Source organism: Xanthomonas albilineans (assembly GCF_009931595.1).
Classification (GTDB): Bacteria; Pseudomonadota; Gammaproteobacteria; order Xanthomonadales; family Xanthomonadaceae; genus Xanthomonas_A; species Xanthomonas_A albilineans.
The window spans coordinates 3,408,470-3,434,989 of record NZ_CP046570.1; the positions used below are offsets into that span (position 1 = coordinate 3,408,470).

25 protein-coding genes and 4 pseudogenes are annotated in these 26,520 nt (G+C 62.5%); 13 read left to right on the forward strand and 16 right to left on the reverse strand.

Going from position 1 to position 26,520, the window contains the following annotated elements; translation table 11 throughout:
- Positions 1 to 148: 148 nt before the first annotated feature.
- The 4 genes from XaFJ1_RS14270 to XaFJ1_RS14285 all read right to left on the reverse strand — a co-directional run bounded on the left by XaFJ1_RS14270 (position 149) and on the right by XaFJ1_RS14285 (position 3,404).
- A complete protein-coding gene (locus XaFJ1_RS14270) occupies positions 149 to 844 on the reverse strand; it encodes a methionine ABC transporter permease (protein ID WP_012917390.1) in 696 nt (231 codons plus the stop codon).
- On the reverse strand, positions 841 to 1,848 hold the full coding sequence (locus XaFJ1_RS14275; protein ID WP_045757416.1) for a methionine ABC transporter ATP-binding protein: 1,008 nt from the start codon (positions 1,846 to 1,848) through the stop codon (positions 841 to 843). Before XaFJ1_RS14275 ends, XaFJ1_RS14270 begins: the two co-directional genes overlap by 4 nt.
- 105 nt (positions 1,849 to 1,953) lie before the next feature.
- Positions 1,954 to 2,850, reverse strand: a complete 897-nt coding sequence (locus XaFJ1_RS14280) for a DMT family transporter (RefSeq protein WP_012917392.1) — start codon at positions 2,848 to 2,850, stop codon at positions 1,954 to 1,956.
- Positions 2,851 to 2,921: 71 nt separating this feature from the next.
- A complete protein-coding gene (locus tag XaFJ1_RS14285) occupies positions 2,922 to 3,404 on the reverse strand; it encodes a YajQ family cyclic di-GMP-binding protein (protein WP_012917393.1) in 483 nt (160 codons plus the stop codon).
- A gap of 141 nt (positions 3,405 to 3,545) precedes the next feature.
- Between XaFJ1_RS14285 and XaFJ1_RS14290 the strand changes: the two genes are divergently transcribed.
- Complete coding sequence (locus tag XaFJ1_RS14290; protein ID WP_012917394.1) at positions 3,546 to 4,100, forward strand: DUF1415 domain-containing protein; 555 nt, start codon at positions 3,546 to 3,548, stop codon at positions 4,098 to 4,100.
- Positions 4,101 to 4,274: 174 nt separating this feature from the next.
- Here the strand turns inward: XaFJ1_RS14290 and XaFJ1_RS14295 are convergent, their stop codons facing one another.
- A complete protein-coding gene (locus tag XaFJ1_RS14295) occupies positions 4,275 to 4,973 on the reverse strand; it encodes a pseudouridine synthase (RefSeq protein ID WP_012917395.1) in 699 nt (232 codons plus the stop codon).
- Entirely contained in the window at positions 4,970 to 6,043 is a 1,074-nt protein-coding gene (locus tag XaFJ1_RS14300; RefSeq protein WP_012917396.1) for a class I SAM-dependent methyltransferase, read from the reverse strand. Before XaFJ1_RS14300 ends, XaFJ1_RS14295 begins: the two co-directional genes overlap by 4 nt.
- Positions 6,044 to 6,185: 142 nt before the next feature.
- Here XaFJ1_RS14300 and XaFJ1_RS14305 point away from each other — a divergent pair, with 142 nt between their 5' ends.
- Positions 6,186 to 6,449: a hypothetical protein gene (locus XaFJ1_RS14305; protein ID WP_012917397.1), complete on the forward strand. Its 264-nt coding sequence runs from the start codon at positions 6,186 to 6,188 to the stop codon at positions 6,447 to 6,449.
- 158 nt (positions 6,450 to 6,607) lie between these two features.
- Here the strand turns inward: XaFJ1_RS14305 and XaFJ1_RS14310 are convergent, their stop codons facing one another.
- The gene (locus tag XaFJ1_RS14310; protein ID WP_012917398.1) at positions 6,608 to 7,942 is read right to left on the reverse strand and encodes a PQQ-dependent sugar dehydrogenase; all 1,335 of its coding nucleotides are present in this window, start codon (positions 7,940 to 7,942) and stop codon (positions 6,608 to 6,610) included.
- Between the two features lie 322 nt (positions 7,943 to 8,264).
- The gene (locus XaFJ1_RS14315) at positions 8,265 to 10,265 is read right to left on the reverse strand and encodes a hybrid sensor histidine kinase/response regulator (RefSeq protein ID WP_012917399.1); all 2,001 of its coding nucleotides are present in this window, start codon (positions 10,263 to 10,265) and stop codon (positions 8,265 to 8,267) included.
- A 1,194-nt stretch (positions 10,266 to 11,459) separates the two neighbouring features.
- Between XaFJ1_RS14315 and XaFJ1_RS16585 the strand changes: the two genes are divergently transcribed.
- The 3 genes and pseudogenes from XaFJ1_RS16585 (at position 11,460) to XaFJ1_RS14330 (ending at position 13,042) form a co-directional block, all read left to right on the forward strand.
- On the forward strand, positions 11,460 to 11,735 hold the full coding sequence (locus tag XaFJ1_RS16585) for a transposase (RefSeq protein ID WP_012917401.1): 276 nt from the start codon (positions 11,460 to 11,462) through the stop codon (positions 11,733 to 11,735).
- Positions 11,666 to 12,376, forward strand: a pseudogene (locus tag XaFJ1_RS14325) (transposase); the annotation flags it as partial. The gene XaFJ1_RS16585 and the pseudogene XaFJ1_RS14325, both read left to right, overlap by 70 nt.
- 96 nt (positions 12,377 to 12,472) lie before the next feature.
- Complete coding sequence (locus tag XaFJ1_RS14330; RefSeq protein ID WP_012917403.1) at positions 12,473 to 13,042, forward strand: DUF3016 domain-containing protein; 570 nt, start codon at positions 12,473 to 12,475, stop codon at positions 13,040 to 13,042.
- Between the two features lie 24 nt (positions 13,043 to 13,066).
- Here the strand turns inward: XaFJ1_RS14330 and alr are convergent, their stop codons facing one another.
- From alr to XaFJ1_RS16285, 6 genes and pseudogenes are all read right to left on the reverse strand, one after another.
- Positions 13,067 to 14,140, reverse strand: a complete 1,074-nt coding sequence (gene alr / locus XaFJ1_RS14335) for an alanine racemase (protein WP_012917404.1) — start codon at positions 14,138 to 14,140, stop codon at positions 13,067 to 13,069.
- Positions 14,119 to 15,426: a D-amino acid dehydrogenase gene (locus tag XaFJ1_RS14340; RefSeq protein WP_012917405.1), complete on the reverse strand. Its 1,308-nt coding sequence runs from the start codon at positions 15,424 to 15,426 to the stop codon at positions 14,119 to 14,121. Before XaFJ1_RS14340 ends, alr begins: the two co-directional genes overlap by 22 nt.
- A gap of 133 nt (positions 15,427 to 15,559) precedes the next feature.
- A pseudogene (locus tag XaFJ1_RS14345) lies at positions 15,560 to 16,093 on the reverse strand (IS3 family transposase); the annotation flags it as partial.
- On the reverse strand, positions 16,089 to 17,663 hold the full coding sequence (locus tag XaFJ1_RS14350) for a S41 family peptidase (RefSeq protein ID WP_012917407.1): 1,575 nt from the start codon (positions 17,661 to 17,663) through the stop codon (positions 16,089 to 16,091). The gene XaFJ1_RS14350 and the pseudogene XaFJ1_RS14345, both read right to left, overlap by 5 nt.
- 170 nt (positions 17,664 to 17,833) lie before the next feature.
- A pseudogene (locus XaFJ1_RS14355) lies at positions 17,834 to 18,022 on the reverse strand (integrase core domain-containing protein); the annotation flags it as partial.
- Between the two features lie 10 nt (positions 18,023 to 18,032).
- Positions 18,033 to 18,192, reverse strand: a pseudogene (locus XaFJ1_RS16285) (transposase); the annotation flags it as partial.
- A gap of 338 nt (positions 18,193 to 18,530) precedes the next feature.
- Between XaFJ1_RS16285 and msrB the strand changes: the two are divergent.
- From msrB to XaFJ1_RS14395, 7 genes are all read left to right on the forward strand, one after another.
- Positions 18,531 to 18,995, forward strand: a complete 465-nt coding sequence (gene msrB / locus XaFJ1_RS14365; protein ID WP_012917410.1) for a peptide-methionine (R)-S-oxide reductase MsrB — start codon at positions 18,531 to 18,533, stop codon at positions 18,993 to 18,995.
- Positions 18,996 to 19,028: 33 nt separating this feature from the next.
- Positions 19,029 to 19,439 (forward strand): hypothetical protein, encoded by a 411-nt coding sequence (locus tag XaFJ1_RS14370; protein WP_049887195.1) that lies wholly within the window; start codon positions 19,029 to 19,031, stop codon positions 19,437 to 19,439.
- 145 nt (positions 19,440 to 19,584) lie between these two features.
- Complete coding sequence (gene motA / locus XaFJ1_RS14375) at positions 19,585 to 20,439, forward strand: flagellar motor stator protein MotA (RefSeq protein WP_012917412.1); 855 nt, start codon at positions 19,585 to 19,587, stop codon at positions 20,437 to 20,439.
- A 7-nt stretch (positions 20,440 to 20,446) separates the two neighbouring features.
- Positions 20,447 to 21,598 (forward strand): flagellar motor protein MotB, encoded by a 1,152-nt coding sequence (motB, locus tag XaFJ1_RS14380; RefSeq protein WP_012917413.1) that lies wholly within the window; start codon positions 20,447 to 20,449, stop codon positions 21,596 to 21,598.
- A 104-nt stretch (positions 21,599 to 21,702) separates the two neighbouring features.
- The gene (locus XaFJ1_RS14385) at positions 21,703 to 22,215 is read left to right on the forward strand and encodes a hypothetical protein (protein ID WP_045757419.1); all 513 of its coding nucleotides are present in this window, start codon (positions 21,703 to 21,705) and stop codon (positions 22,213 to 22,215) included.
- 9 nt (positions 22,216 to 22,224) lie between these two features.
- Positions 22,225 to 22,509: a DUF4031 domain-containing protein gene (locus tag XaFJ1_RS14390; RefSeq protein WP_012917415.1), complete on the forward strand. Its 285-nt coding sequence runs from the start codon at positions 22,225 to 22,227 to the stop codon at positions 22,507 to 22,509.
- Between the two features lie 314 nt (positions 22,510 to 22,823).
- Complete coding sequence (locus XaFJ1_RS14395) at positions 22,824 to 24,941, forward strand: protease pro-enzyme activation domain-containing protein (RefSeq protein ID WP_012917416.1); 2,118 nt, start codon at positions 22,824 to 22,826, stop codon at positions 24,939 to 24,941.
- Between the two features lie 58 nt (positions 24,942 to 24,999).
- On the opposite strand, the gene XaFJ1_RS14400 is transcribed toward XaFJ1_RS14395, so the two are convergent.
- Positions 25,000 to 25,545: a DUF6630 family protein gene (locus tag XaFJ1_RS14400; RefSeq protein ID WP_012917417.1), complete on the reverse strand. Its 546-nt coding sequence runs from the start codon at positions 25,543 to 25,545 to the stop codon at positions 25,000 to 25,002.
- A gap of 147 nt (positions 25,546 to 25,692) precedes the next feature.
- Between XaFJ1_RS14400 and XaFJ1_RS14405 the strand changes: the two genes are divergently transcribed.
- Positions 25,693 to 25,935 (forward strand): DUF3297 family protein, encoded by a 243-nt coding sequence (locus XaFJ1_RS14405; RefSeq protein WP_045757044.1) that lies wholly within the window; start codon positions 25,693 to 25,695, stop codon positions 25,933 to 25,935.
- 137 nt (positions 25,936 to 26,072) lie between these two features.
- Here XaFJ1_RS14405 and XaFJ1_RS16405 read toward each other — a convergent pair whose 3' ends face one another.
- Positions 26,073 to 26,207: a hypothetical protein gene (locus XaFJ1_RS16405; protein WP_268988882.1), complete on the reverse strand. Its 135-nt coding sequence runs from the start codon at positions 26,205 to 26,207 to the stop codon at positions 26,073 to 26,075.
- Positions 26,208 to 26,520: the final 313 nt, after the last annotated feature.

Here is a 26,520-nt window from a genome sequence, read left to right on the forward strand (position 1 = left end):
GAAAGAAGTGCGGCTAGCAACCGCAATGAACGCACGCTAGCAGACTGGCTGCAACGTACGGAACACCCCCGGCGTCAGAACGGTTTTCGCCGCAATCGGGGGATTGCATGAAACGCATGCGCGGCTGAAGCCGCTGCGACAACTGCACTCAGCGCCGGCTGTAATGAGCAACCAGACGATCGCCGAGCATCTGCAACGCCTGCACCAATACCAGCAGCAACAACACCGTGACCAGCGCCACGTCGGCATGCGAGCGTTGATAGCCATCGCGATAGGCCAGGTCACCAAGGCCACCGGAACCGATCGCGCCCCCCATCGCGGTGAAACCGATCAGCGCAATCGTGGTGACGGTGGCACCGGCGATCAAGCCAGGTCGCGCCTCCGGCAATAGCACCCGCGTCACCAGTTGCCAGGTGGTCGCGCCCATCGCAAGACTGGCTTCGACCACGCCACGCTCCACTTCGCGCAACGCCGTCTCCACCAAGCGCGCATAGAACGGTGCTGCGCCCACCACCAGTGGCAGGATCGCACCGCGCACCCCCAACGAAGTGCCCATCGCCCACAGGGTCAGCGGAATCATCGCGATCATCAGGATGATGAAGGGGACCGAACGCAGCATATTGATCGCCAGCGCCAGCATGCCGTACAGCAACGGTCGCTGATGGAGTTGGCGCGGTCCGACCAGAAACAACAGCACGCCCAGCGGCAAGCCGATCAGCAAGGTCAGCGGCAGCGCGCCAACCAGCATCATTAGCGTATCCAGCGTGGCACGGCCGATCTCGTTCCATTTATCGGCATCGAGATGCCGGAATAAGCCGCCGGCAGCGATCGCGAAGCAAATCATCGGCGCAGTTCCTCCACATGCACGCCGGCAGCGACGAATGCGGCCTGCGCCGCGTCGATGTCGCCACCGACCAGGGCCACGGTGAGCTGGCCATACGGGGTGTCCTTGATCCGATCGATGCGCCCGGACAGGATGTTGTAGTCTACTGCGGTGGTGCGGGCGATATGCCCGAGCAGCGGCGCGTAGGTGTCGGCACCGAGGAAGGTCAGCCGCAAGACGCGCCCGGCCACCGCGACAAGGTCGCGATGCAGTTCGCTCTCGTCCACATGCTCGGCTTCGGAGACGAAACGGCGGGTGGTCGGATGCTGCGGATGCAGGAATACATCGGTCACCGCTCCAATTTCCACCAGACGCCCGGCATCGAGCACCGCCACGCGATCGCAGACCCGGCGGATCACTTCCATTTCATGAGTGATCAGCACGATGGTCAGGCCCAACTCGCGGTTGATCTGCGCCAGCAACGCCAGCACCGAGGCGGTGGTCTGCGGATCCAATGCACTGGTGGCCTCATCGCACAGCAGGATGCGCGGCCGCGTGGCCAGGGCGCGGGCGATGCCGACGCGCTGCTTCTGTCCGCCCGACAATTGCGCCGGATACTTCCCGGCGTGTTCGGTCAATTCGACCCGAGCCAGCAGTTCGGCCACCCGCAAGTCGATGTCCGCGCGCGGCGTGCCTGCCAGTTCCAGCGGGAAGGCGACGTTGCCGGCGACCGTGCGCGAGGACAACAGATTGAAGTGCTGGAAGATCATGCCCACGCGCTGGCGCAGCGTACGCAACCCAGCACGGTCCAGCGCGGTGACGTCCTCGCCCCCGATGCGCAAGCATCCACCGCTGGGCTCCTCCAGCCGGTTGATCAGCCGGATCAGGGTGGATTTGCCGGCACCGGAGTGGCCGATGATGCCAAACACCTCGCCAGCCTCGATCCGCAGATCGAGCGGATGCAGCGCCACGACCGACTGACCGGCAACGCGATAGGATTTGTGCAAGCGCTCGAACTGGATCACCACACGGTGCCATCAGCAAAGGGGGACAAAGCCTATCAGGCCAGGATGGCGGGTGTTATTCCATCGGATTCTAACCCCCGCATCGCGTGGCCGGCACCGACTAGGTCATGGGTGCATCTGCGGCGGCGGATGGGGTACGGCGCGTACCCGTTCGCGATGCAGCAGGTACAGGCCACTGGCGACGATGATCGCACCGCCCACCCAGGTCCAGATATCGGGCAGCGTGCGCCACAGCAGCCAATCCCATGGGATCACCCACAGCAGGCCGCTGTATTCCAGCGGCGCGATCAGGGAGGCGTCGCCGCGGCGGAATGCCTGGGTCAGCGCGACTTGGCCCAGCGCCCCGGCCAAGCCCATCAGGGCGATCCAGCCCGCATCGGCCGGTTGCAGCGGCGTCCATCCCGGCAACGCCAACGCGCCAGCGCCTAATGCCATGAGCAATAAAAACCAGACCACCAACGATTGTGGCGTATCGCTGCGCGCCAGCAGGCTGACCAGGATCGTCGCCACCGCATAGGCACCGGCCGCCAGCAATACCATCAGACCTGGCAGCGAGACCAGCCCTCCCACACCCGGCCGCAGCACCACCAACACGCCCACCAAGCCGATGCCGATCGCGGCCCAGCGCCGCGGGCCGACATGTTCGCCAAGCAACGGCACCGACAGCGCCGCCACCAGCAGCGGCGAAACGAAGTAGATGGTATAAGCGGTGGACAGCGACAGGTGGCGCAACGCCCAGGCGAAGCAGGCAATCATCGCGATGCCAAGCACACCGCGTAGCAGATGCAGTCCCCAGCGCACCGGCATGATCGCCCGTGGCCCAGCGCTGAGCAGCACCCACAGCAACACGAACGGTAGCGAGGCGGCGCCGCGCAGCGTTGCAACCTGCAGCGCCGGATAATGCGCGCTGAGCAACTTCATCGCCACGTCCATCAGCGAGAAAAACGCGACCGCAGCGATCATCCACGCTGCAGCTACAGCATTGGAACGGGAACGGGGCATGCGCGGATTATCGCCGCAATCGACGCCGGATGCCTATGCGCATGCGGCGTTGTCCACGCACCGCCTTGGGATCAATCGCGGAAGTTGTCGAACTGCAACGGCAGTTCGAAATCGCTCTTTTTCAGCAAGGCGATCGCATCCTGTAGATCGTCGCGCTTTTTGCCGCTGACGCGCAGTTTTTCGCCGTTGATCTGGGCTTCCACCTTGAGCTTGGCCTCCTTGAGCGTGGCAACGATCTTCTTGGCCAGCTTCTGCTCGATGCCTTGCTTGACGGTGACTTTCTGCCGCGCGCCAGCCAGATTGGTCTCCACATCGCCAAACTCCAGGCAGCGCACGTCGATGCCGCGAGCAAGCAGGCGCGCGCGCAAAATGTCGGTCATCTGCTTGAGTTGGAAGTCGCTGGGCGCGGACTGGGCGATGACCTGATCGTCCAGTTCGAACGCGGCCTGCACGCCCTTGAAGTCGAAGCGCGTGGCCAGTTCCCGATTGGCCTGATCCACCGCATTGGTCAATTCGTGCTTGTCCACTTCGGAAACGACGTCGAAGGACGGCATGGCGATTCCTCGAAAAAAGAACGTCTATCCTACCGATGTCGTTGCCGCGCTGCTGCCCGCACCGTGCCAGCCGCCGCATCGGGACACCCCGCATCCGGCATACACTTGCCCGCCCGCGCTCTACACAACGTCGCCGCCGCCATGGACCCCACGCCCGCCCACCACACCGCCGATCCCATCGCACTGACCCGCCAGTGGCTGGAACGCGCGGTGATCGGTCTGAACCTGTGTCCGTTCGCCAAGGCGGTGTACGTCAAGCAGCAAGTGCGCTACGTGCTCAGCGATGCGACCACGCCCGAGGCCCTGCTCGAAGAATTGGCCGAGGAACTGCTGCTGCTGCGCGATACCCCAGCCGAACAGATCGACACCACGCTGATCGTGCATCCGCAGGTGCTGCAGGATTTCCTGGACTACAACGACTTCCTCGACAACGCCGACGCGGCGGTCGACGCACTGGAACTGCTGGGCATCCTGCAAGTCGCCAGTTTCCACCCGCACTATCAATTCGCCGGCACCGCAGCGGACGACATCGGCAACTACACCAATCGCGCCCCCTTCCCCACCCTGCACCTGCTGCGCGAGGACAGCGTGGAACGTGCCGTGGCCGCGTTCCCGGACGCGGACGTGATCGTGGAACGCAATCTGCAGACGCTGGAGACACTGGGCGTGGACGGCTGGAAAACATTATTCGGATAAGCCGCCGATCCGGGCGTTTTCCTCCGGCAAGGATCGACCATTGTAGGAGCAGGACCAATCGCGACAGGTTGCCCAGTCACCCCTGCCACTGTCACCGCACATCGCGCATCGTGGTTTTCCTGAACCCAGGATGTTCCCGGCGCAAGGCATGCGCACTTTGCGCAATCCAGACGGCTACTCGAATACCTGCGCCAGCTCCATTGGCTCCAGCGCACGCCACTGCCCGGCCGGTAGTGCGTCCAACGCCAGGCCACCGATACGGCTACGGTGCAGCGCGAGCACATGGTTGCCGACCGCGGCGAACATGCGTCGCACCTGGTGGTAACGGCCCTCGTGCAAGACGACGCGCACCTGACGCGGCCCCAGCACCTCCAATTGCACCGGCAACAAGGGCGTGGTTTCGCCATCCAGCAACAACGTGCCACTGGCGAACTGCGCGGCCTCATCGCCACGCAGATCCTCGGCCAGGGTCGCCTCGTAGATCTTGGCCAGACGCGACTTCGGCGAAACGATGCGATGCAGCAAGGCGCCGTCGTCGGTCATCAACAGCAGACCGCTGGTATCGCGGTCCAGGCGTCCGACCGTGGACATCAGCGGCGACCGCAGGCGAAACCGCGATGGCAACAAGTCGTAGACGATACGTCCAGGGTCCTTGGTCGAACAGGTGTAGCCGACCGGCTTGTGCAACGCCAGGATCAGCCCCGGCGGCGGATCCAGCACCTCGCCATCGACCCGGATCGCCGCGTGCGGGACCTGATCGTCGGCATACAGGACATCGCCATCGGCATCGGTGATGCGTCCCTCACGGAACATCAGCGCCACTTGCTTGCGGCTGCCGTAGCCCAGGTTGGCCAGGTGTTTGACCAGCTTCATCGACGTTCCGTCATGCGACTGCGCACTGCACAGATCAGCTTGAAACCGTCGCGGGTGGCAACCACTTCGGTCGCGCCGAAGCTGGCATCCAGCACCGCCTCGTAGGGCAGGTGCCGGTTGGCGACCAGATACAGGCGCCCGCCGGGCGCCAGCGCCTGCGCGGCCACCGCGATAAAGCGGCGACCGATGTCCGGTCGTTCCATCCGCCCGGGCGCGTGGAACGGCGGATTGCTGACGATGACGTCGTAGTGCGCAGGCAATCCCACGGTCACATCGTGCCAGTGGAAACCCAACGCCACCGTGGCCGCAGTCTGTGCCAGGTTGTGGCGCGCCAACGCCAACGCGCGCGCATCGGCCTCGAACAGATCCAACGCCGTGATCTGTGGACAGCGCGCCAGCAATTCGGCCGACAGATAACCGTAGCCAGCACCGAGATCGGCGGCACGGCCGCGCAAGTCCGCCGGCAAATGCGCGGCCAAGAGCGCCGAAGCCGGGTCGATGCGGTCCCAGGCGAACACACCGGGACGGCTACGGAAGCGCCCGTCGAGGATCGGCCGCGGCGCGTCCAGGGCCGCCCAGCGCTGCTGCAAAGCGGCGTCGTGCGTCTGGTGCAGGGGCGCGGTCCAATACACCCGGCAGTGGTGCTTGGTCAGCTTGCCGCCGAGGCCAGTCAATTGCCGCAGGTCGTCCTCGCCGGAGCGCGCGCCCTCATTATTCGCTTGGCAGGCGACCACCACGCCACCGGGCGCGGCCAGCGCCAACGCACGTGCCAGCAGGGCCCGCGCCTCCTCGCGCTGGCGTGGCGGTAACACCAGCACCAGCGCATAACCGCCAGGATCGTCGTGGCTATCAACCTGCTCCGCACGAACCTCCCAGCCACCCTGCTGCAAAGCCGTGGCAAATGGGCGGTAATCCTGTTCGCAGACCAGTTGCGTCGCCTGCGCATGCTGGCGCAGCGCCCAACCCTCGCGCGCGCGCAAGAACAGCACCTTGCCGTCCGGCCAACGCAGGCTGCCCTGGGCGAACGGCAGGAACAGCGTGTCGAGGGGAGCATCTTGCACAGCCGGCATCTGGAATCGCACTCGGGTGGGACGCCCATTCTACCGGGAGTGCGACAGTTGACTGGACTTTGCGCGAATCCAACGTCGCTTTGATGCGCCGGCAACATGTGCGCGCCTAGTGTGGGATGCACCCAATGCTTGGAGAAGCAACATGCGCGCAGTCTTCATCGGTGGTGTCGTCGACAACAGCGAAGTGGAACTGGATGGCAACCAACCGCCGTTGCACTATCCGGACAGCGCCGACAGTCAACGCCTGCGCTATCGTCTGCACCAGCGTGGAGAGCGCGACGACGGCCGAGTGGTCTACGCCATTTACGCCGCACCAGGACTGGACGACACCGAGGTCAAGCGCGTGTTCAACGAACGCGGCTATGCGCGCCGCTTCGGAGTGGAACCGGCGCTGGTGGCGCATTGAGCGCTCTAAAAGTGGCTCACAAAACGTCGCGAGTTGCTGTCGGGCAGTGGCGGGCAGCGCGGAGGACATGAAAATTCCGAGCACTGTCAGCGTCCGTCCAGCGGCGACGCAGTCGTTTTGTTAGTTACTCCGCGTGGGAGTGCGGCAACCGCTCATGCCTATCTGCCCATCTTCGGCGTGACCCGCCAGACCACGTTGCCGACATCGTCGGCGACCAGCAACGCGCCCGGCTTGTCCACCGCCACACCCACCGGGCGGCCTTGCGCGCGGCCTTCGACGTCGAGAAAACCGGTCAGCACATCCTGCGGCTTGCCAATGGGCTTGCCACCGACAAAGGGGACGTAGATGACCTTGTAACCGGAGGGCGGATCGCGATTCCAGGAGCCGTGCTGGCCGACGAAGGCGCCACCACGATAAGCCGGCGGCAACAACGTACCTTCGTAAAAGACCAGGCCCAGCGACGCCGTATGTGCGCCAAGCGCATAGTCTGGCTTGATCGCGCTCGCTACCAACTGCGGATTTTGCGGCTGCACCCGCTCGTCCACATGCTGGCCGTAATAGCTATAGGGCCAGCCGTAAAAACCACCCTCGCGCACCGAGGTCATATAGTCCGGGACCAGATCGCTGCCGAGTTCGTCGCGCTCGTTGACCACCGTCCACAGCGTGTCGGTGCCGGGCTGCCAAGCCAACCCCACCGGATTACGCAGGCCACTGGCGAATACCCGGGTGGCGCCGCTGGTCACATCCACTTCCAGGATCGCCGCGCGGTTGAGCTCCTGTTCCATGCCATTCTCGGCAACGTTGCTATTGGAACCCACGCCAACGTAGAGCTTCTTACCATCGCGACTGGCCAACAGACTCTTGGTCCAGTGGTGATTGATACCGCCGGGCAGGTTGGCGACGAAACTGGGCGCAGCACTGATTTGGGTATCGCCATCATTGTAGGGGAAGCTGACGAGCGCATCGGCATTGGCAACGTACAGGCGGTCGCCGACCAGGGCCATCCCGAACGGGGAATACAGGCCCTTCAGAAACTGCGTGCGCACTTCGGCCACGCCATCGCCGTCGGCATCGCGCAGCAAGGTAATGCGATTGGCACTGGATACCGCGGCACCGGCCTTGGCCATCATCGCACTCTGAATCTTGTCGCGCAGGCCACCGCCTTGCGTATCCGGCGCTGGAGGTGCCGCGGTCTCGGCCACCAACACATCGCCGTTGGGCAGGACATACAGCCAGCGTGGATGATCCAGATCGCGCGCGAATGCATGCACCGCCAGGCCAGCGGCCGGTACCGGCATGGCACCGTCGACCCAGCCCTTGACCTCGGCGATCTTCACAGTGGGAATCATCTGCTTCACCGGATCGGGCAATACTGGATCCGGCCCCATGCCATCCTCGATGGAATATTTGGCGGTGTCGCCGCAAGCGGCGAGCAGGGCAACCGCAAGGGAGCACACCACCCAGCGGGCACGAATCGACGAAAACATGGACATGCGTCGTAGAGATCCAGGAAATCGGGCGGACGACGATGATGCACAGCCCCGCCACAGAAAAAGTGAAAGTCATGTCAAGAAGCGGCAGCACAGGGATCACGGCACCAGAACCGCCACGGCCATCGGCACACCGTGCGGATCGTGCAACCAGAAAATTCATGCCGCATCGACGGGATCGCCCAGGTCGTCAATGCGCTCCTGAGCAGTACCACCTTCACCGCCGCCTGCGCCGCGCAGCCTGTATCCCCTGCAAAATCGAGACCGTCCTGGGGCACACGCGCCCATCATCGCACCCGCGACGCACATCGGCCTGCGACGCGACTCAAGCTTGTCGCGCGAAGCGCACCGCCGACACCAACTGCGCCACGCTGTACGGCTTGGCCAGATGCTCCTGGAACCCGGACTGCAACGCGCGGCGACGATCGTCGTCGCGCGCCAGCGCGGTCACCGCCACCGCCGGCAGTTCGGCCGCACCCAGGCACATGATCTCGCGCACGGTGCGAATCAGGCCATAGCCGTCCATGCCCGGCATGCCGATATCGGTGACCAAGACGTCGATGGCGGTATGGCCACCATCATCGAGCACCTCCAGCGCTTCGCTGGCGGAACCGGCCACGACGACCTCCGCCCCCTGCGCTTCAAGCAAGCGCCGCAGGTAATCGAGCATATCCGGCTGATCTTCCACCGCCAGCAGACGCATGCCCTTGAGCGCATAAGCCTCGACCACCTTCTCGGACGTCGCGAACGCACGCACCTCGCGCAACGGACGCTTGCACGATACATCGCGGTGCAACGGCAGGCGCACGGTGAACACCGCGCCGCAACCGCGACCCTCGCTGGCCGCGCTGATCTGTCCCCCGTGCATCTCCACCAATTGCTGCACGATCGCCAAGCCAAGACCCAGCCCGCCATGCAGGCGCGTGGTGGTGCTGTCGGCTTGGCGAAACCGACCGAACAGATGCGGCAGGAAATCGGCAGGAATGCCATCGCCGGAATCGCGCACCGCGATGTTGACGTGCTCGCCGTCTGCATCCACCTCGATCGTCAAGGCAATGCGCCCATGCGCAGGCGTGAATTTGATCGCATTGGACAACAGGTTCCAGAACACCTGCTGCAAACGCGTGGCGTCGCCCAGCACCATGCACGGCTGCAATGGCGCCTGCAGGGTCAATGCCTGATCCTTGCCATCGGCCACAGGCTCCTGCGCGCGCATCGCCTCGCGCACCTGCTCGGCCAGATCCAGCGCTTCTACTTCCAACTGCACCTTGCCCAGCAGCATGCTGCTGAGATCGAGCATGTCCGAGATCAACCGCTGCTGCGCACGCGCGCTACTGGCAATGACCGACAACCCCTTGCTGCTCGGATCGTCCGGCAGCAATCGCTGCAACAGCAGGTCGCTCCAGCCGAGGATGGTGGTCAGCGGCGTACGTAGCTCGTGCGACAAGGTGGCCAGAAATTCGTCTTTCAGCCGTGCCATGCTCTCGGCAGCGTTACGCGCAGTACGCTCGGATTCCAGCAGTTGCTCACGCGCCAGTTCGATATCGCGGCGTTCGGTGACGTCCGGACTGCTGCCGGCCAGACCGATGAACTGACCCTCGGCGGAGTAACGCGGCACTGCGGTCATTTCGACCCAGCGCCATTGGCCGTCATGGCGGCGCGCACGCACCAGCGCACGCAGGTTGCGTTGATCGCACAACGCATTCCGCAATTCGAAAGCGAACACGCCTGCATCCTCAGGATGCAGCACATCGCTCCAACTCGGACGTGCATCGTCGGCCTGCATATCGATGCCGAAGAATTCCGCGTAGGCGGTATTGGTGAAGCGCAATTCACCGCTGACATCCAGCACCCACACCGGCATGGGCAAGCCCTCGGCGAGCGCGCTGAAGCGCGCCTCGCTTTCGGCAAGATCGCGCTCCACCCGTTTGCGCTCGGTGATGTCGAGAAACTGCACGGCGATTTGGCACAGCTCTGGCGCGCCGATACGAAACGCATCCACCGCCCACCAACGGCCCTGCTCGGCGGCAAAGCTCTCGAACTTGGCCGAACGGCCGCTCAGCGCAACTTCGCCGTAACGCTGGAACCAGAGCTCCTCATGAGCCGGCGACAACTCGCGCATGCGTCGGCCGACCACGTCGTGCATGCCGGTTCGGCGTTCGAACGCCGCATTGACCTCCAGGAACACGTAATCCACCGCACGCGGGCCATCGAACAACACCTGGACCACCGAAAAGCCGTAATCGATCTTGTCGAAAATCTCGCGGTAATGCAGATCCTTCGCCTGCGCGAGTGGAGACGAGGAAGAATCGGAACTGGCATACATGACGGCAATTGTTCTAGACGCGGCCTGCGTTGGCGAATGGGCGATGCGATCAGCCTCCCCAGCACAGACAGCACGCCAGGACACCAAGGATGAACCTCCATCTTGTTGAAACGGCCCGGCTGCCGTCAAGCCTTGGCCGCAACCGGCCAGAAGCGCCACTTGCCTTAGCAGACGCAGCGACACGCTCTGCACGAACGCTTCGGCACCTTCGGCAATCCATCTGTGGCATGCGGGTCGGGCGTATGGCAGCGCGTGTGCAACGCCTTGACTGAGATACGAACATCATGCGCGCCGCTGGATGGATTGTGCGCGGTAGCGCTGACATCGGCAACGCGACGGCCCGTAGCACGGTGGGCCGCCGCGTACATCAACGGCTGTTAATTGTTTATTTCAACGGTTCGATCGTTAAAGTCCCTGCATCATATAATTCTTTCGAAATAGTAATCAGTAGATTGCGCGTACTATTCACGTTGTACCCAGTCACGTATGATCCGATTACATATGAATTACAGGCATCATCTCGCATCGCATACACGTCGTAAGTGGAACCGACTAATAGAATCGGAACGCGGCCGTAGCCGGGCTGATTATTTGTCGGCGGAACCAGCTGGACACACCCCGGCGTGTTACTATGATGACCGGTGACTTGTATCATCAGTGATTTCGCCCCGACGTCATAATTTTTCGTAATAGCAGACACGATTTTTACTTGTGCGCTACCGGATGTGGAAGCACCTGCAGCCAGTGCGAGCACCGTGCATATCGCGGCTTTGCGGAAATTCCGAATGGTCGAATGTGTGTACATGAGGATGCCTCTTGATAATGTGGCGGGGGATGCGATGCACTGACCAACCGTTGGGGGACCGGTTGTTAATGCAAGACACTCGCCATTATTAGGCAGGCTTCGTAGTAGTTCGCCATGAAGCAACGACGAAATGAGTTTCGTATCACAAAATATTTACAGTGGACTGAGCGCGACGCTTCCAGACACGATCGCATCGCCCCGCCCTGTCAGGATATGGGCCAGGGGACACCATTTAGAGCGGCTAACAAAACTACTACGCAGCCACCAAACGGGTGCGGACGGCGCACAGATGAATCAGCGAACAATCCGCCGTGCCATCGACGCCCCCCATGTCAGCGTAGTTGTCGCCCGGATAGGATTTACAGCGGGGGCGATAACGAGAGGTTGACGTGGCACGATACGGACAGCAGTTCAAGGACAAGGCGGTGGCGCGGTTGCTGTCGCCAGAGAGTACGTCGGTGGATGCGCTTTCGCTGGAGATTGGAGTCTCGGAAGCGACGCTGGAACGCTGGCTGAGCCAATCGTTGGCCGAGCCACCGCGAGCCGGCGTGTGGACGGCGGCGGCGCGGTTTGATGCGGTGTTGACGACGGCGAGCCACGTCCAAGCCGAGCGCCGAGCACGCACATCGCCACCGCGCCGGGCCAGGTCTGGTGCTGGGACATGACCTATCTGCCCACCGACGTGGTAGGGCACTGGTATTACCTGTTCCTGATCATGGACGTGTACAGCCGCAAGATCATCGGCTGGGAGGTCCATGAGCGCGACGGCGCCGACCACGCCACCCAACTGGTCCAGCGCACCGCCTTGGCCGAGCAGATCGCGCTCAAGGCACCAGACCAACGCCCCGTGCTGCACGGCGACAATGGCGCCGCGCTCAAGGCCACCAGCGCGCTGACGATGCTGCACTGGCTGGGCATCAAGCCCTCGTACTCGCGCCCGCGTGTGAGCGACGATAACGCCTTCGTCGAATCGTTGTTCCGCACCGCCAAGTACCCGCCTGAGTTTGCGAACAAGGGCTTTGCTGACCTGGAGGCTGCGCGCCAATGGGCGGCCAGCTTCGTGCAGTGGTACAACCACGCGCATCGGCACAGCGGCATCGGGTATGTGAGTCAGCAACAACGCCATACCGGCCAGGACTTGGACCTGCTGCAAGCACGCCATGCACTGTATCAACAGGCCCGTCATGCCCATCCCTTGCGTTGGAGTGGCCCAACGCGAAGCTGGGAACGGATCCAGGCGGTCACGCTCAATCCCGAAAACGATACGGTCGTCGCGGCAACGACGCAGACTCCAATTGCCGCATGAGACAGGCGAAAACTACCTTTACATGCACCGGTCACCGCGATTGCAGACATGGCGGCACGCGCGCACACTTGATCGACACGTGCTTGGAGATCCGCCATGACGATCCGTTCTGCCTGGATGGCGCTGGCTATCGCCTGCCTGTGGGCGGGCGGGGCCTGCGCCGAGGTCCGCAACGTCACCGATCCGCAGGCCGCGCGCAGCATCGCCGGCGACAGCCCGGTGCATGTCGGCTGGGCCGACCCGGCCACCTTCAGCGAACTGCGCCAGAGCCGCAACCGCTGGGACGCCGAGCGCGGCGACTGGGTACACGATCTGGCCGCATACCTGCAGAAGCAGGCAAGCAAGCAATTGCAGCCCGGGCAACGCCTGGACATCGAGCTGACCGACATCAAGCGCGCTGGCGACTACGAGCCCTGGCACGGCCTGCAATGGAGCGATGTCCGGGTGATGCGCGACATCTACCCGCCCCGGATCAATTTGACCTTCACCCTGTATGGTGCCAATGGCCAAGTCGTGGAACAGGGCGAGCGCAAGCTGTTGGACGGCAGCTATCTGCTCAATAGCTCGCTCGGCCTGAACACCGATCCCCTGCGCTACGAAAAGCGCATGCTCGACGACTGGCTGCATCGCGAGTTGCGCAAGGATGCCACCGTTGCAGAGCGCTGATGCGGCGGGAGCGCGAGCCGCCCCCTAACCGCCCAGGTAGTGGCGCGGCGCGCGCTTGAGCCCGCACAGCAGGCGATAGGCACTGGAAGCACAGCGTGCGGCCAGCGCATCGATCCGCGGTTGTGCGCCCCACAACTGCACCACACTGCCAAGCCCGGCCTGCGGATGCTCGGTCAGATCCACGGTCAGCATGTCCATGGACACGCGTCCGATCAGCTCGCCCGGCATCCCGTCGATCAGCACCGGCGTGCCGTTCGACGCGAACTGCGGATAACCGTCGGCATAGCCGATCGCGACCACCCCCACCCGGGTCGGCCGCGGCGCGACGAAGCGCGCACCGTAGCCAACCGGCTCGCCGGGCGCCAGATCGCGCACCGCGATGACCTTGGATTGCAGGGTCATCACCGGACGCAGTTCGCCCGGTAGCGCCGCTGCCGCCGCGAACGGGTCGGCGCCGTACAACATCAGACCGGGACGCGCCCAATCGCTGTGCACCTGTGGCCAGCCCAGCAAGGCTGGCGAATTGCACAGACTGATCTCCCCGGCCAGGTCGGCGGTGGTCTGTCGGAACACCTCGACCTGTTCCAGTGTGCGTGCGCTCTCCAGCTCGTCGGCGCGCGCGAAATGGCTCATCAGCACCAGCCGCTCGACCTGCGGCAACGCGCTCAGCCGCGCATGCGCGGCACGAAACGCGTCCGGGGCTAGACCGAGCCGGTGCATGCCGCTGTCCAGCTTCAGCCACAGGCACAGCGGCTGCGGTGCGTCGAAGGCGGCGATCGCCTCCACCTGCCAGGGCGAGGCCACCACGCACCACAGCCGATGCGCGGCGACCAGCGGCAATTCGTCGGCCTCGAAGATACCTTCCAGCAGCAGGATCGGCGCCGCGATGCCGGCCTGACGCAGTTCCAGCGCCTCCTCGATGCAGGCCACCGCGAACCCGTCCGCCTCGGCCTCCAGCGCGCGCGCGCATGCCACCGCGCCATGCCCATAGGCATCGGCCTTGACCACCGCCAGCACCTTGCCGCCCCCGAGCCGCCGAGCCAGACAATAGTTATGGCGCAGCGCGTCGAGATCGATCAGCGCACGAGCTGGGCGCACGCAGCAGCCTCCGCAGCAAGTGCGCTGGCAGCACGTGAATAACGGAACAGATCCAGACCTTCGCCGTCGATCTGCGGCTGACGCGAGGCAATCAAGTCGGCCAGATAGCGGCCGGAACCGCAGGCCATGGTCCAGCCAAGGGTGCCGTGGCCGGTATTGAGGAACAGGTTGCGGTAGCTGGTGGCGCCGACCACCGGGGTGCCGTCCGGGGTGGCCGGGCGCAGCCCGGTCCAGAATTCGGCGGCGGCCAGATCGCCTCCGTACGGATACAACTCGCGCACTACCTTCTCCAGAGTGGCGCGGCGCCGCGCCGGCCGCGACAGGTCGAAACCGGCCAGTTCGGCCATGCCACCGACGCGAATGCGCTGGTCGAAGCGAGTGATCGCTACCTTGTAGGTTTCGTCCTGGATGGTGGAGATGGGCGCCCGTGCAGGATCGCGGATCGGCAGGGTCAGCGAGTAGCCCTTCAACGGATACACCGGCAGGCGGATCCCCAACGGCGTGAGCAACGCCGGGGAATAGCTGCCCAGCGCGACCACATAGCGGTCGGCGCGCTCCACACGGCCACCAATGCGCACGCCATCGAGGCGGTCGCCATCGGCCAGCAACGCCTGGATCGTCTCGCCATGGCGAAACTGCACACCCGCCGCCGCCGCCAGCGCGGCCAGACGCTGGGTGAACAAGTGGCAATCGCCGGTCTGATCATTGGGCAGGCGCAACGCACCAACCAGCGTGGCGGGTGCGTCGGCCAGGGCCGGCTCGACCCGGGCAATGCCGGCGCGGTCCAGCAACTCGTAGGGCACGCCGTACTCGCGCAGCACCGCGATGTCCTTGGCCGCGCTGTCCAACTGGGCCTGGGTACGGAACAACTGGGTGGTGCCGAGCTGACGCCCTTCGTAGGCGATACCGGTCTCGGCGCGCAACTGATCCAGGCAATCGCGGCTGTACTCGGACAGGCGCACCATGCGCGCCTTATTGATCGCATAGCGCTCAGCCGTGCAATTGCGCAACATCTGCGCCAGCCACAGGTACTGCTTGAGATCGACGGTGGGGGTGATCGCCAGCGGCGCGTGGCGCTGAAACAACCACTTCAACGCTTTCAGCGGCACACCGGGGGCAGCCCACGGCGAGGCGTAGCCGGGCGAGACCTGCCCGGCATTGGCATAGCTGGTCTCCAGCCCGGCCGCTGGCTGGCGGTCGACCACGGTCACATCGCAACCGCTGCGGACCAGATACCACGCCGTGGCCGTACCGATCACACCACTGCCGAGAATCAAGACCCGCATGCATCTACCTCGTCTGGATCAAATCCCTGGCTGAATAGGGCCATGGATGGGTTTAGCCGCAGTCTAGGCAGCCGCCCCCGGGATTTTCCCCCAATTTTGGCTCGCACGGTAGGTTAAAACTCTGAGACTCACACACATGGCCCCTGATCCGCTCGCGTTTGAGCAGGCCGAAGAAGCTTTCCACCGGGGCGTTGTGCCCCAAGGGCAGGCTTCGCGCTCGTGGCAGTTGCCGCGCCGACTCATGCGGCAGATCAACCCATGGGATGCCAGGAAACTGCGCCAGTCATTGCTCGTGTAGACCGATCCTTGGTCCGAGTAAACCAGACAACCGGATGCGGGTTTGCGCCGCCAGACCGCCGACAACACGGCCTGCACGACCAACTCGGTATCGGCCCGATCGCGCATCGCCCAGCCGACGACTTGCCTGGGAAAACAGGTCGATCACAACCGCCAGGTACATCCAGCCTTCATGCGTGCGGATGAAGGTGAAATCGCTCGCCCAGGCGGTGTCCGGCTCAGTCACCTCGAACTGCCAATCAAGCAGGTTGGCCGCCGATTTGCACGGCGTTCCAGCATGGAAGCGTGGTTTGCGACCATAGCCCACCTGGGCACACAGCCCCTGCGTGCGCATGAGCCGATGCACCCGATGGCGACTGCAACGTTCACCTTGAACAATCCATCCCATTATTCAGCGCAGCCGCGCATTCGAGGGCAGCGTCGCGATCGCTTCGAATATCAGCCAATGAATTCATTACGCTATAATCCGGCATCACGCCTCTTCGTTCTAAAGAAATTCCGGACGGATCCTTAAAAGAAGCAACGGGTATATGAATGAAGGCCCCACTTCCCAAATCGTACAAGCGTGCGATCAGAACCTGCCCCGACGTTCTTGTGCCAACAATTCGGGCCCGGCCATAGTGTTGCAAAGTCGCAGCAAGAACCTCCGCGGCACTAGCTGTCGCCTCACTAACAAGTATTTCCACGGGAGCTTGCGTGGCCTGTGTCCCTGTAGGTATACGTAGATCACTGTACGGCGCACGCCCTTGCTTGGTTCCAATCAAAATTCCAGGCGGCAGGAAGTTTCCTGCTATACGCCCTATGGAAGTTTCCACACCTCCGTTATTGAATCGCAGATCGATGATGATAGGCATCCCTGGATGAGTACTTACCTGCTGCGCAACCCAAGTCGCATTACTCGTGTTGAAACTGTTGAACTTGATCACCCATGAACCCTTGAACGCATACGCAGTTCGCTCAGTAATCTTTACATTTAGCAGTTTGGCCACGTCGGAATCATTGGGCTCTGTTACTAGATTGATAATATCTCCCTTGGCATTTTTGACGCTAAAGTTCAGCTCTTGTGATTTCTGTCCAGACCCTGATGCTGGCTTGATCCCTATCACCTCATCACCTGGCACAACACCTGCTCGCTCTGCACTGGATCTATTGACGACATCTATTACCTTTATGCCCTTCCCACCATCAAGACCCGTGATCGTCAATTTTAAGGGCACATAGATAATCTCGCTGAATGCACCGGAATTATTATTTATCTCCTTTCCCAATTCTAAAAATGCCGCAGAGTTAAACTTATTTAACTTAATTAAACCCTTATCTTTCTCAACATCACCAGGAAGACTTTGAGTAATTGGGACGGAAGAGATAAAGTATTTCTTGTTACCCCCCGGCGAAACTACATCCACACCTATATCCACACTCCCCTTTTTATAATTTAAACCAGCGACTGACCCAAGAAAAATGTGCCATCCTTCGCGCACGCCCTGCAAATAAAGAGGAGAGGCTGGCTCTATATTCTTAACAAGCGAATATCGCGCTGAGCGGGGCTCCGACATCAGGATCCCTGCTCCTACCGAGACATTCGGCCATAGCAGCCCCACCATATCCTCCTTCTTGGGTAGGCTAACCGCAGCCTCAGAAGGCGTGAAATATGTCAGATGCGAGGACTCCAACAACTCCAGCATTTCTTTAATGACATCCGTTGTTTTATTGTGGCTAAAATCAAGTAGAGGGATTTTTTTCTCATAGGTCTCACGGACTTCACCCCAGTCATATCCATTGAAGTGATCATCATAATACAGGTTATTGACGGCCGACCAAGCCCATACGAACTTATGGAGGTTCATCCTGTAGTTGATCCAGATGGCAATTCCGAGAAATGAAACGGCAACCACCATAAGAACCAAAAGATGTCGCCGTTTAAATGCATATTTAGTCATTTGCGCCCCTCAAATCGAGCGGCCGCGACTGTATGATTATGCCGGCAGAATGTCGTGCAACACAATTAACCCGCTCATATTCCATAGCTAACTTTCCCTTTAATAGTTTACCCAGCTCCTTCGCGTTGCCGAAAGGAGCCGACGCCCCCCTTCCTGAGTAGCAGTCGGGTTTAGAGTCCGTGGTTGATGATATCGCGATTGGCCAACTGTTGGGCGTAGGCCGCCGGGTTCATGCCCCTGATCGCTTTCTTTGGGCGGTGCTCGTTGTAGTCGCGTCGCCAACGTTCGATCTCGGTGCGCGCGTGCAGCAGTATTGGGAACCAATGTTCGTTGAGGCATTCGTCGCGTAGCCGACCATTGCAAGGATTCATCGGTCACCCTCATGCCGCCGAACTTGCTGCGCCACAGGTAGCAGGCAGTAGAAAGCCTTACTGAAGCCATGCCGCCGACACAGGTCCTTGATCGCCACGCCGGCTTCGGCTTCGCGCAGCAAACCAATGATCTGTTCTTCGGGAAAACGCTTCTTCACGCCCAATCTCCTCGGGATAGGGCATTGGACTCCAAACTGGGGGCTATTCAAAATTGGGGGGACATCGTCCGCAACGAACGCGGCCAGCTGTATCTGCCCGCCGCGCTGGACCTGTATTCGCGCAAGATCGTGGGGTGTGGATGCGACCATGCCCGCCGTGCTGGTCTGCACCGCGTTGCAGATGGCCATCGTCCTGCGCCAGTCCACGCCGGGACCGATCCAGCATCTGAATGCACTACCCATCGCCGCTGGGCGCTGCGTCGGTGCCAACGGCAACGGCTTGATCCCCTGCCGACAGCCCTCATCTTTTGCACTCACACGCTGCCACGGGCCATGCCATGCGCCAATTCGACCTCACGCCCCTCAGCGCCGCCGAACGCGAGCGTCTGATCGCCGGACTCGATGCCGAAGCACGGCGGGTCCTGTTGCAGCATGGCACCGAGGCACCGTTCTGCGGCACGTTCCTGGACAACAAGCGCGATGGCGTCTACACCTGCCGGCTATGCGGATTGCCGCTGTTCCGCTCCAGCGCCAAGTTCGACTCCGGCACGGGCTGGCCCAGCTTCTTCGCGCCTTACCACCCGGACCACGTGCGCGAGGTGCGCGACACCAGCCACGGCATGATCCGCACCGAGATCGTCTGCGCACGCTGTGACAGCCATCTCGGCCATGTGTTTCCGGACGGTCCGCCCCCCAGCGGCGAACGCCACTGCCTGAATTCGGTCTCGCTGCAATTCACCGAGCAGGGCCAAGCGCTGCCCAATCCGTTGCGCCGCAGCGGCGGGGAGACCGAACCCGCCTGATCCGCGACACCTCCGCCCCATGGGAGAACCAGCATGCGCGCGTTACTCCGTTTCACTCTCTGCCTGCCCTTGTTACTGACGCTGAACGCCTGCCAGCGCACACCGACATCGCCGCAGGCCAAACCGGCAGGGCCCGCAGCGACCATGGCGCCACCGGCTACGGCGGTCGAACGGCAGACCGACGTCCTGCCCGTGCAATGGCGTTGCGGCGAGGAGCTCGTCCCCGCCGCGCTCGACGCAACCGGCGAGCGCCTGACCCTACGGGTGCGTGGCATCACCCTGGACCTGCACCGTGCCGGGACCGGTACCGAACCGGGAGCACGCTATGCCGATGCGCTCGGCAACACCTTCTGGCAGCCCCTGCCTGACCAGGCCACGCTGACCTTGTCCGGGCAGGGGGAAACGCTCAAATGCGTCCGCCGCGGCAGCGGCGCGATCGGCTGAACCACCGCCTCGGCGAGCACACACGGGGCCAACGCCGCCCCGCATCCAAGGTCGGCCGCCGCTTCGGCCATCGGTCGCACCTTCAGAAACAGGCCGCCGGGCCGACATCAGAGTATCCCCGTTTCGGCCCGCAGGCCCCCCTGCCATGCTCATTATCGTTGGCTTCATCGTCGTCCTCGTCAGCGTCGCCGGTGGTTACGTGCTCTCGCACGGCAAACTCGGCGCGCTGTGGCAGCCTTACGAGCTGATGATCATCGGCGGTTCGGCGTTGGGCGCGTTCCTGGTCAGCACCCCGGGCAAGATCGTCAAGGAAACCATTAGCGGCATCATCGGCGTGTTCAAAGGACCGCAGTACAAAGCCGACGACTACCGCGGCACCCTCACCCTCATCTACGAACTGCTGAACAAGGCTCGGCGCGATGGCTTCATGGCGCTGGAAGACCATGTCGAGAATCCTGCCTCCAGCGCGATCTTCGGCAATTATCCGAAAGTGCTGGCCGACCATCACCTGCTCGACTTCATCACCGACTGTCTGCGGCTGATGATCGGCAGCAATATCGAACCGCACGAACTCGAACCGTTGCTGGAACTGGAACTGGAAAAGCACCACCACGAAGCACTGGCGCCGGCACACGCACTGAGCAAGGTATCCGATGGTCTACCGGGCTTCGGCATCGTCGCTGCGGTGCTGGGCATCGTCATCACCATGGGTTCGATCGGCGGCCCGATCGAGGAGATCGGCCACCACGTCGGCGCTGCGCTGGTCGGTACCTTCCTGGGTATCTTGATGGCGTATGGTTTCGTTTCGCCGCTGTCGGCGGCGATGGAAGCGCGCGCCGAACAAGACGGGCGCATCTACGAATCGGTGAAGACCGCACTGCTGGCCTGCCTGCGCGGCTACAACCCGAAGATCGCACTGGAATTCGCGCGCAAAACCCTGCCGACCAACGTGCGTCCGAGCTTCGCCGACTTCGAGTCGCACCTGAAGACGATCAAGTAACGCGGTCATGGCCGAGACCAAATCCACCGTCATCATCCGTCGGGTCAAAAAGGTCCAGGGCGGCGGTCACCACGGTGGCGCGTGGAAAGTGGCCTATGCCGACTTCGTGACCGCGATGATGGCGTTCTTCCTGGTGCTGTGGCTGGTCGCGGCCACCACCAAGGAACAGCGGGCGGCGATCGCCGAGTATTTTCGCAATCCCAGCCCATTGGCGGGCAAGAGCCCAGCGCCAAGCCCCGGCATGGCCGGGCCCGGCGGCGCCAGCACCTCGATGATTAAGCTCGGCGGCTCCGGGGAGTTGCAACGTGGCAACAACAAGGATCCGTTCGGCAGCAAGAGTCTGAAGGGGGACGACAGCAAGATCTCGCAACGCGAAAAAGAAAAACAGCGTCTGGAATCGCTGATGCAGGAGATGAAGGAAGCCATCGACAAGAGTCAAGCACTGGAACCATTCAAAGACCAGTTACTGCTGGACCTGACCCCGGACGGGTTGCGCATCCAGATCGTGGACAAGGAAAACCGCCCGATGTTCGATCTCGGCAGTGCGGTGCTCAAGCCCTATACACGCGGCATCCTCCACGAGCTTTCCGGGTTTATCAATCAGGTCCCCAACCACATCAGCATCACCGGCCACACCGACGTCACTCAATACAGCGGCAAGAACGGCTACAGCAACTGGGAACTCAGCGCCGACCGCGCAAACGCGGCGCGACGCGAACTGGTTGCCGGCGGCATGAGCGAAGACAAAGTCTCGCGCGTAGTCGGATTGTCATCCTCGGTGCTGTTCGACAAGCAGGTGCCGAATAATCCCATCAACCGCCGCATCAGCATCGTGGTGATGACCAAAGATGCGGAAGAAGCCGCGAGCACCGACGCCGACCACAGCGTCGCCCTTGGCAAACTGCAACCCGATGCCGACACCAAGGTACCGGACCTGAGTACGGCCCCGGCCATCCCCGCCACAGTGCCCGCAACGCCGCCGACAGCCACACCTGCGGCAGCACCCACGACGGCGGCCAAGCCGGAAGTGCAAACCGCGCCGCCGCGCACCACCTCGCCGGAAGTGGCCGCTGCGGCCGCCCGCGACGCGCTGCGCACGATCAACGGCACCGTCACGGTGACAAAGACCCCCAGCGCAGAGACCACCGCACAACGCTGACCCCGCTGCAATTGCATCGACGGCGTCGTGATCGGTCGCCACTACGTGGAGATCGTCCGCGCAACGGCGTTTACAATGGACGCGACTTCGCAGACGAGACCACCGTGTCCAAAACCTCCAAAGCCAAGCGCGACAAGCGCAAGAAGCAGCAGCCGCAGCGCGCCTTCACCCGTCTGGATCGCGAGCAACCCATCGCCAACCACGCCGTGCTGCAGGACGAGAACGGTCGCGTGCTGGCCGCAATCGGCCTGCAGGGGCGGCAGTGGCTGCTTGCGGTCGGTGGTCAGAGTATGGGTAACGCCGACAACCCGGTGCCGATGCTGGCGATGCTCAAGCATCTAGCCAACCTGCAGGAACAGGAAGGCAACACCATCACGCTCGACTATTCAGCGCAATTGCAACAGATGATCGACGTCCTGGCCGCCGCGGAAAGCAAGACCGCAGCAGAGTACCTCGACGCATTGGTCGCCGAGTTCGCCGAACAAGACAACACACAGCGCAGCGATGACGACCACGCTGGTACCGAGCACAATGCGAATGCGATTGCAGGGGCAGACGCAACAGCGAGCAACGCCACCGACGCATTGCATGCAGACGACACGCAACCCCACACCTGAGCGGACGCGATGGCGGTCTACATCGACGATGCGGTGCATCCCTGGCGCGGCCAGCGCTGGGGGCATCTTCTCGCCGATACGCTGGACGAACTCCACGCAATGGCGGCGCAACTCGGTATTCCCCGCCGCGCCTTCCAGAACAAACGCAGCGGCGCACACTACGACATCCCCGCCCCGCTGCGCGAGGAAGTAATCCGCCTGGGCGCGATCCCGGTGTCGCGACACACCCATCGCAAACAGATGAAGGCACTGATCCACCAAGCCCGGGCGCAAGCCCGCGGCGAGGCCAATTGAAAACCGCCATGACAACAGTGCCATAACGCGCTCCAAGCACCGCACAGCAACATGGCCGACAGCCGATGCGCAACACAAACACCAGCCACGCGCACATTTCGGCAGTCTTCCGCTACGCATCCGCTACCCAAGCAAATTCACCATTTGTCTACGGCATCAATAGGCGCAGACATATACTCGAAACAGAGTCACCGAGACTCTTCACGTTTTATATCCATGTCCTCGCATCCCGGTTTGCCGGCGCTGCGGCGTGCCTGTGCATGCGATTCCGGCAATGCGATTCATAGTCCCTCCTGTCACGAAGGTACTTACGCATGAAAAAAGATGTCGCCCTGTTCCGCCACTTCCCTCTGTACCTGTCCTTCCTCGCGGTACTTTCCGCCAACGCGATCGCCGCACCACAAGGCAACCAGAGCGCGACGCCCGAGTTGACCCATCTGCCCACGCAGTTGCAAAGCGCGAAAAAGCTCGGTGCACTGGCACCCAGCACGCCGATCAACGTGATCATGACCTTGCCGTTGAAGGACGGCGCTGGTGCCTACGACTACGCGATGCACGTCTCGCAACCAGGCGATCCGCTCTACGGGCATTACCTCACCACCGGCCAATTCGCCGCACGCTTCGGCGCGCGCCAGAGCGACATCAATGCGGTCAAAGCTTACGCGCAAGCCCATGGCATGCAGATCAAAAGTATCGGTGGTGCCGGCTCGCTGATCACCCTCAATGGGCCTGTCGGCACCTTCACCAAGCAGCTCGCGGTGAACTTCGACCGTTATCAGGATCAGAACGGCAAGACATTCTTCTCGGCCGATCAGCAACCACAGTTGCCCAGCGAACTCGTCGGCCACGTCTCCGGCATCGTCGGACTGCACGACGCCAACCGTTTCGCACCACTGGCCATCAAAGCGCCCACCGATCCAGCAGCACGCGCAGCCATCGCTCAGGATCGCGCCGCGCATGGCCTGCGAGCCGTTCTCCAGGACGCTGGGCATGGTCCCAATGGTGGCTTGAGCCCACAGGACATCCGCAAGGCCTATCAAATTCCCAACCAACTGGCGCCGGGCAAGTCGCAGACCCTGGCGCTATTCGAGCAAGGCGGCTTCCTGAGCAGCGACATCGCCACTTACGAAAAGACGTTCGGGCTACCGAACGTGCCGGTGAAGGTGCGCAGCGTCAACGGCTATGGCGGTGCGGTCAATAATCCAGGCATAGCTGGCGAGGCAGCACTGGACATCGACATGGCGATCGGAGTGAATCCGCAGTTGCGGCAGATCCAGGTCTACGAGGAAGGCGACGACGCTTACCCGACGTCGCTGCTCGCGGCATTGGGCGCGATGGCCGACGACAATACGGCGCAGACGGTCAGCATCTCCTACGGCCTGGATGAGGGGATGCTGGGCACTCAGGCCCTGGCTGCGGAAGGCCAAGTACTGACACAGATGGTGGCACAAGGTCAGGGCGTCTACGTCAGTGCCGGCGACTCGGGCGCCTACGGGGTCCTCGGTGTTGGCTTGAGTGGCCAAGATATGGGCAGCCAACCGCTGGTTACCTCGGTCGGCGGCACCACGCTGTTCACTCGACAGGACGGCAGCTATATGGGCGAAGAAACCTGGAATCTGCTTGGCATCGGATATGGTGCGACTGGCGGCGGCTTCAGCAACTACTGGCCAATCCCCGATTACCAAATGGTCCCCAGCAGCAACGGCGGGACACCCGGCAAAATCAACAAAGTCTCGATCGCCGTACCCAACGGCGGTTCGTCCACGCTGCGCAATTTCCCCGACGTGGCCGCCATCGCTAGCCCCAGCACGGGGGTTGCGGTCTACTCCGAACTGGAAGGCGGCTGGATCATCGTTGGCGGCACCAGCGTCTCGGCGCCGATCTGGGCCAGCTTCATGACAATCGCCAGCCAGGCGCGCCAGACCGTTGGACTGGACCAGATCGGCTTCGCCAATCCGTTCCTTTACAGCAACGTCAACGGCAATACTTCCACGATCAACAGGGATATCCTCGATGGCAGCAACGGCAACGCCAGCCTGTTCAACGGCGCCGCCGGCTTCTCCGCCGGCATAGGCTACGACAACACGACCGGCCTTGGTTCATTGGCATCCACATCGCTATTGGTCAGCGCACTCGTCGATGGCAACGACAGAAGCACGACACCGCCAAGTGAGGTGCGCGGCATCAACATCAGCACCACCAAGGCGAGCGGCACGCTGAAATGGACCACTGCGGCCAACGCGACAGGCTACTTGGTGGTCGCACAGAACTACACCACCGGTGAAATCGCCTCATACGGCGTCACCCGTGGCACGCAATACACGATACAGGACCTCACGCCCAACACGACCTACCAATTCGTGGTCGTCTCCGTGAACAAGGGCGGTTCGAGGGTGAGCGAAGCGGCGATCGCAAAGACGGCCAAGAACTGACATTACAGGCAAGGCGGTCCGGGCCGTGAACGGCCCGGACCCGATCCAGCGCATTCCATCAAAACGGGTCGCTGCCCGGGCGCAGGTCGATCCCGAGGATCGCGGCAAGCCGCTGCATATCCTGATCGTCGCGGCTGCGTGCCATCCAGCCGGCACGGAACGCGTTGCCGGTGTCCCAGCACCAGATGCTGTAACCGTATTCGCGCAGGCGGTCATCGGCCAACGTCAACAGCGACACGGCATCATGGCCCTCGAAGAAATCCTCGTCGTCGACGTCGCCACCCCAATCGATGCGCAGGTTCCAGCGCGCGGCCAATTCATCGACCGCCCCGATCAGCGCCTCGCGATCGTTGCCGTCCACGTAGAAACCCGCGCTCCAGTCGATCGCGTCCTTCAGCGCCCATAGCCAATCCTGGCCCTCGCGCTCAGTCTCGCCAGCAAGTTCGCGGTAGGCATCGAACTGACGCAGGGCGCTTTCCTCATCGCCAGGATTGATCAGCAGCAGCAGGTTCCAGATCAGCCCCTGTTGGGTGTCCGGGTCGTCCTCGTCCACATCGCCGAACCCGTCCTCGGGATCGTCGTAGTCGACACTGTTATCGGGCATAGCGGTGCAATCGGCATCACGGGGCCACCAGTGTGCCGTGCCCGGCGCGGCGACGGAAGCGCGGCGGAACTCGGCAACCGTGCCGCGAGCGTTTATGCTTCGCCACCGGAAGACGGCGCTGTCCGCCGCCACACGCCACCTGACCCGATGTCCGAGACGCCCCCCGATCACCTGGCCATCAACCCGCACAGCCCATTCCACGATACCCAGGCGCTATCGCGCGGTGTCGGCATCCGTTTCAACGGTGTGGAGCGTGACAACGTGGAAGAGTATTCGATCAGCGAGGGCTGGATCCGCGTGCAAGTCGGAAAATCGCGCGACCGCCGCGGCAACCCGATGACGATGAAGATCAAGGGCGCCGTCGAAGCGTACTGGCTCCAAACCAAGTAAGCGCCTGGCTGAGGGATGCGGACGCGGAAAAACTCACCGGCCACGCCGACGAATCCCCTCGACGTGCAACCGATATCCAGACCACGTTCGCCACCAACCCGTTCGTGCGGTTTACCGCTCCCGCACACCGCGGTCGTTCAACTCTTGCGCCGGGCTTCGAGCAGATCCAGGTTGCGGATCAAGCGCCGCGCGATTTCGTCGGAAATCTTGCGTTGATGGGTGAGCTTGAACAATTCCTGACGTTCGGCCTGCAAGCCGGCATTGCGCCACACACCGCCGTGCCTTAAACAGCGTCAATGGCTGCGATAGCCATGCCCACAAAAAGTGCAACAGCAACAGGCCGACATCCGATGGACAACATCAAATGCCCGCCGCGCGTGCATTCGGGCAGTATTTCGCTGTGCATGCGCTGTCCAAACGCGCCCGCTATTTGTCTACTTTAGTGACGGGTGTATACCTATACTCGGAACAGAGTCGCCGCGACTCTTCACGCTCCATACATCTCCTCGCATCCCGGCCTGCCGGCGCTGCGGCGTGCCTGTGCATGTCGTTCCAGCAATGCGATTCGCAGTCCCTCTCATCACG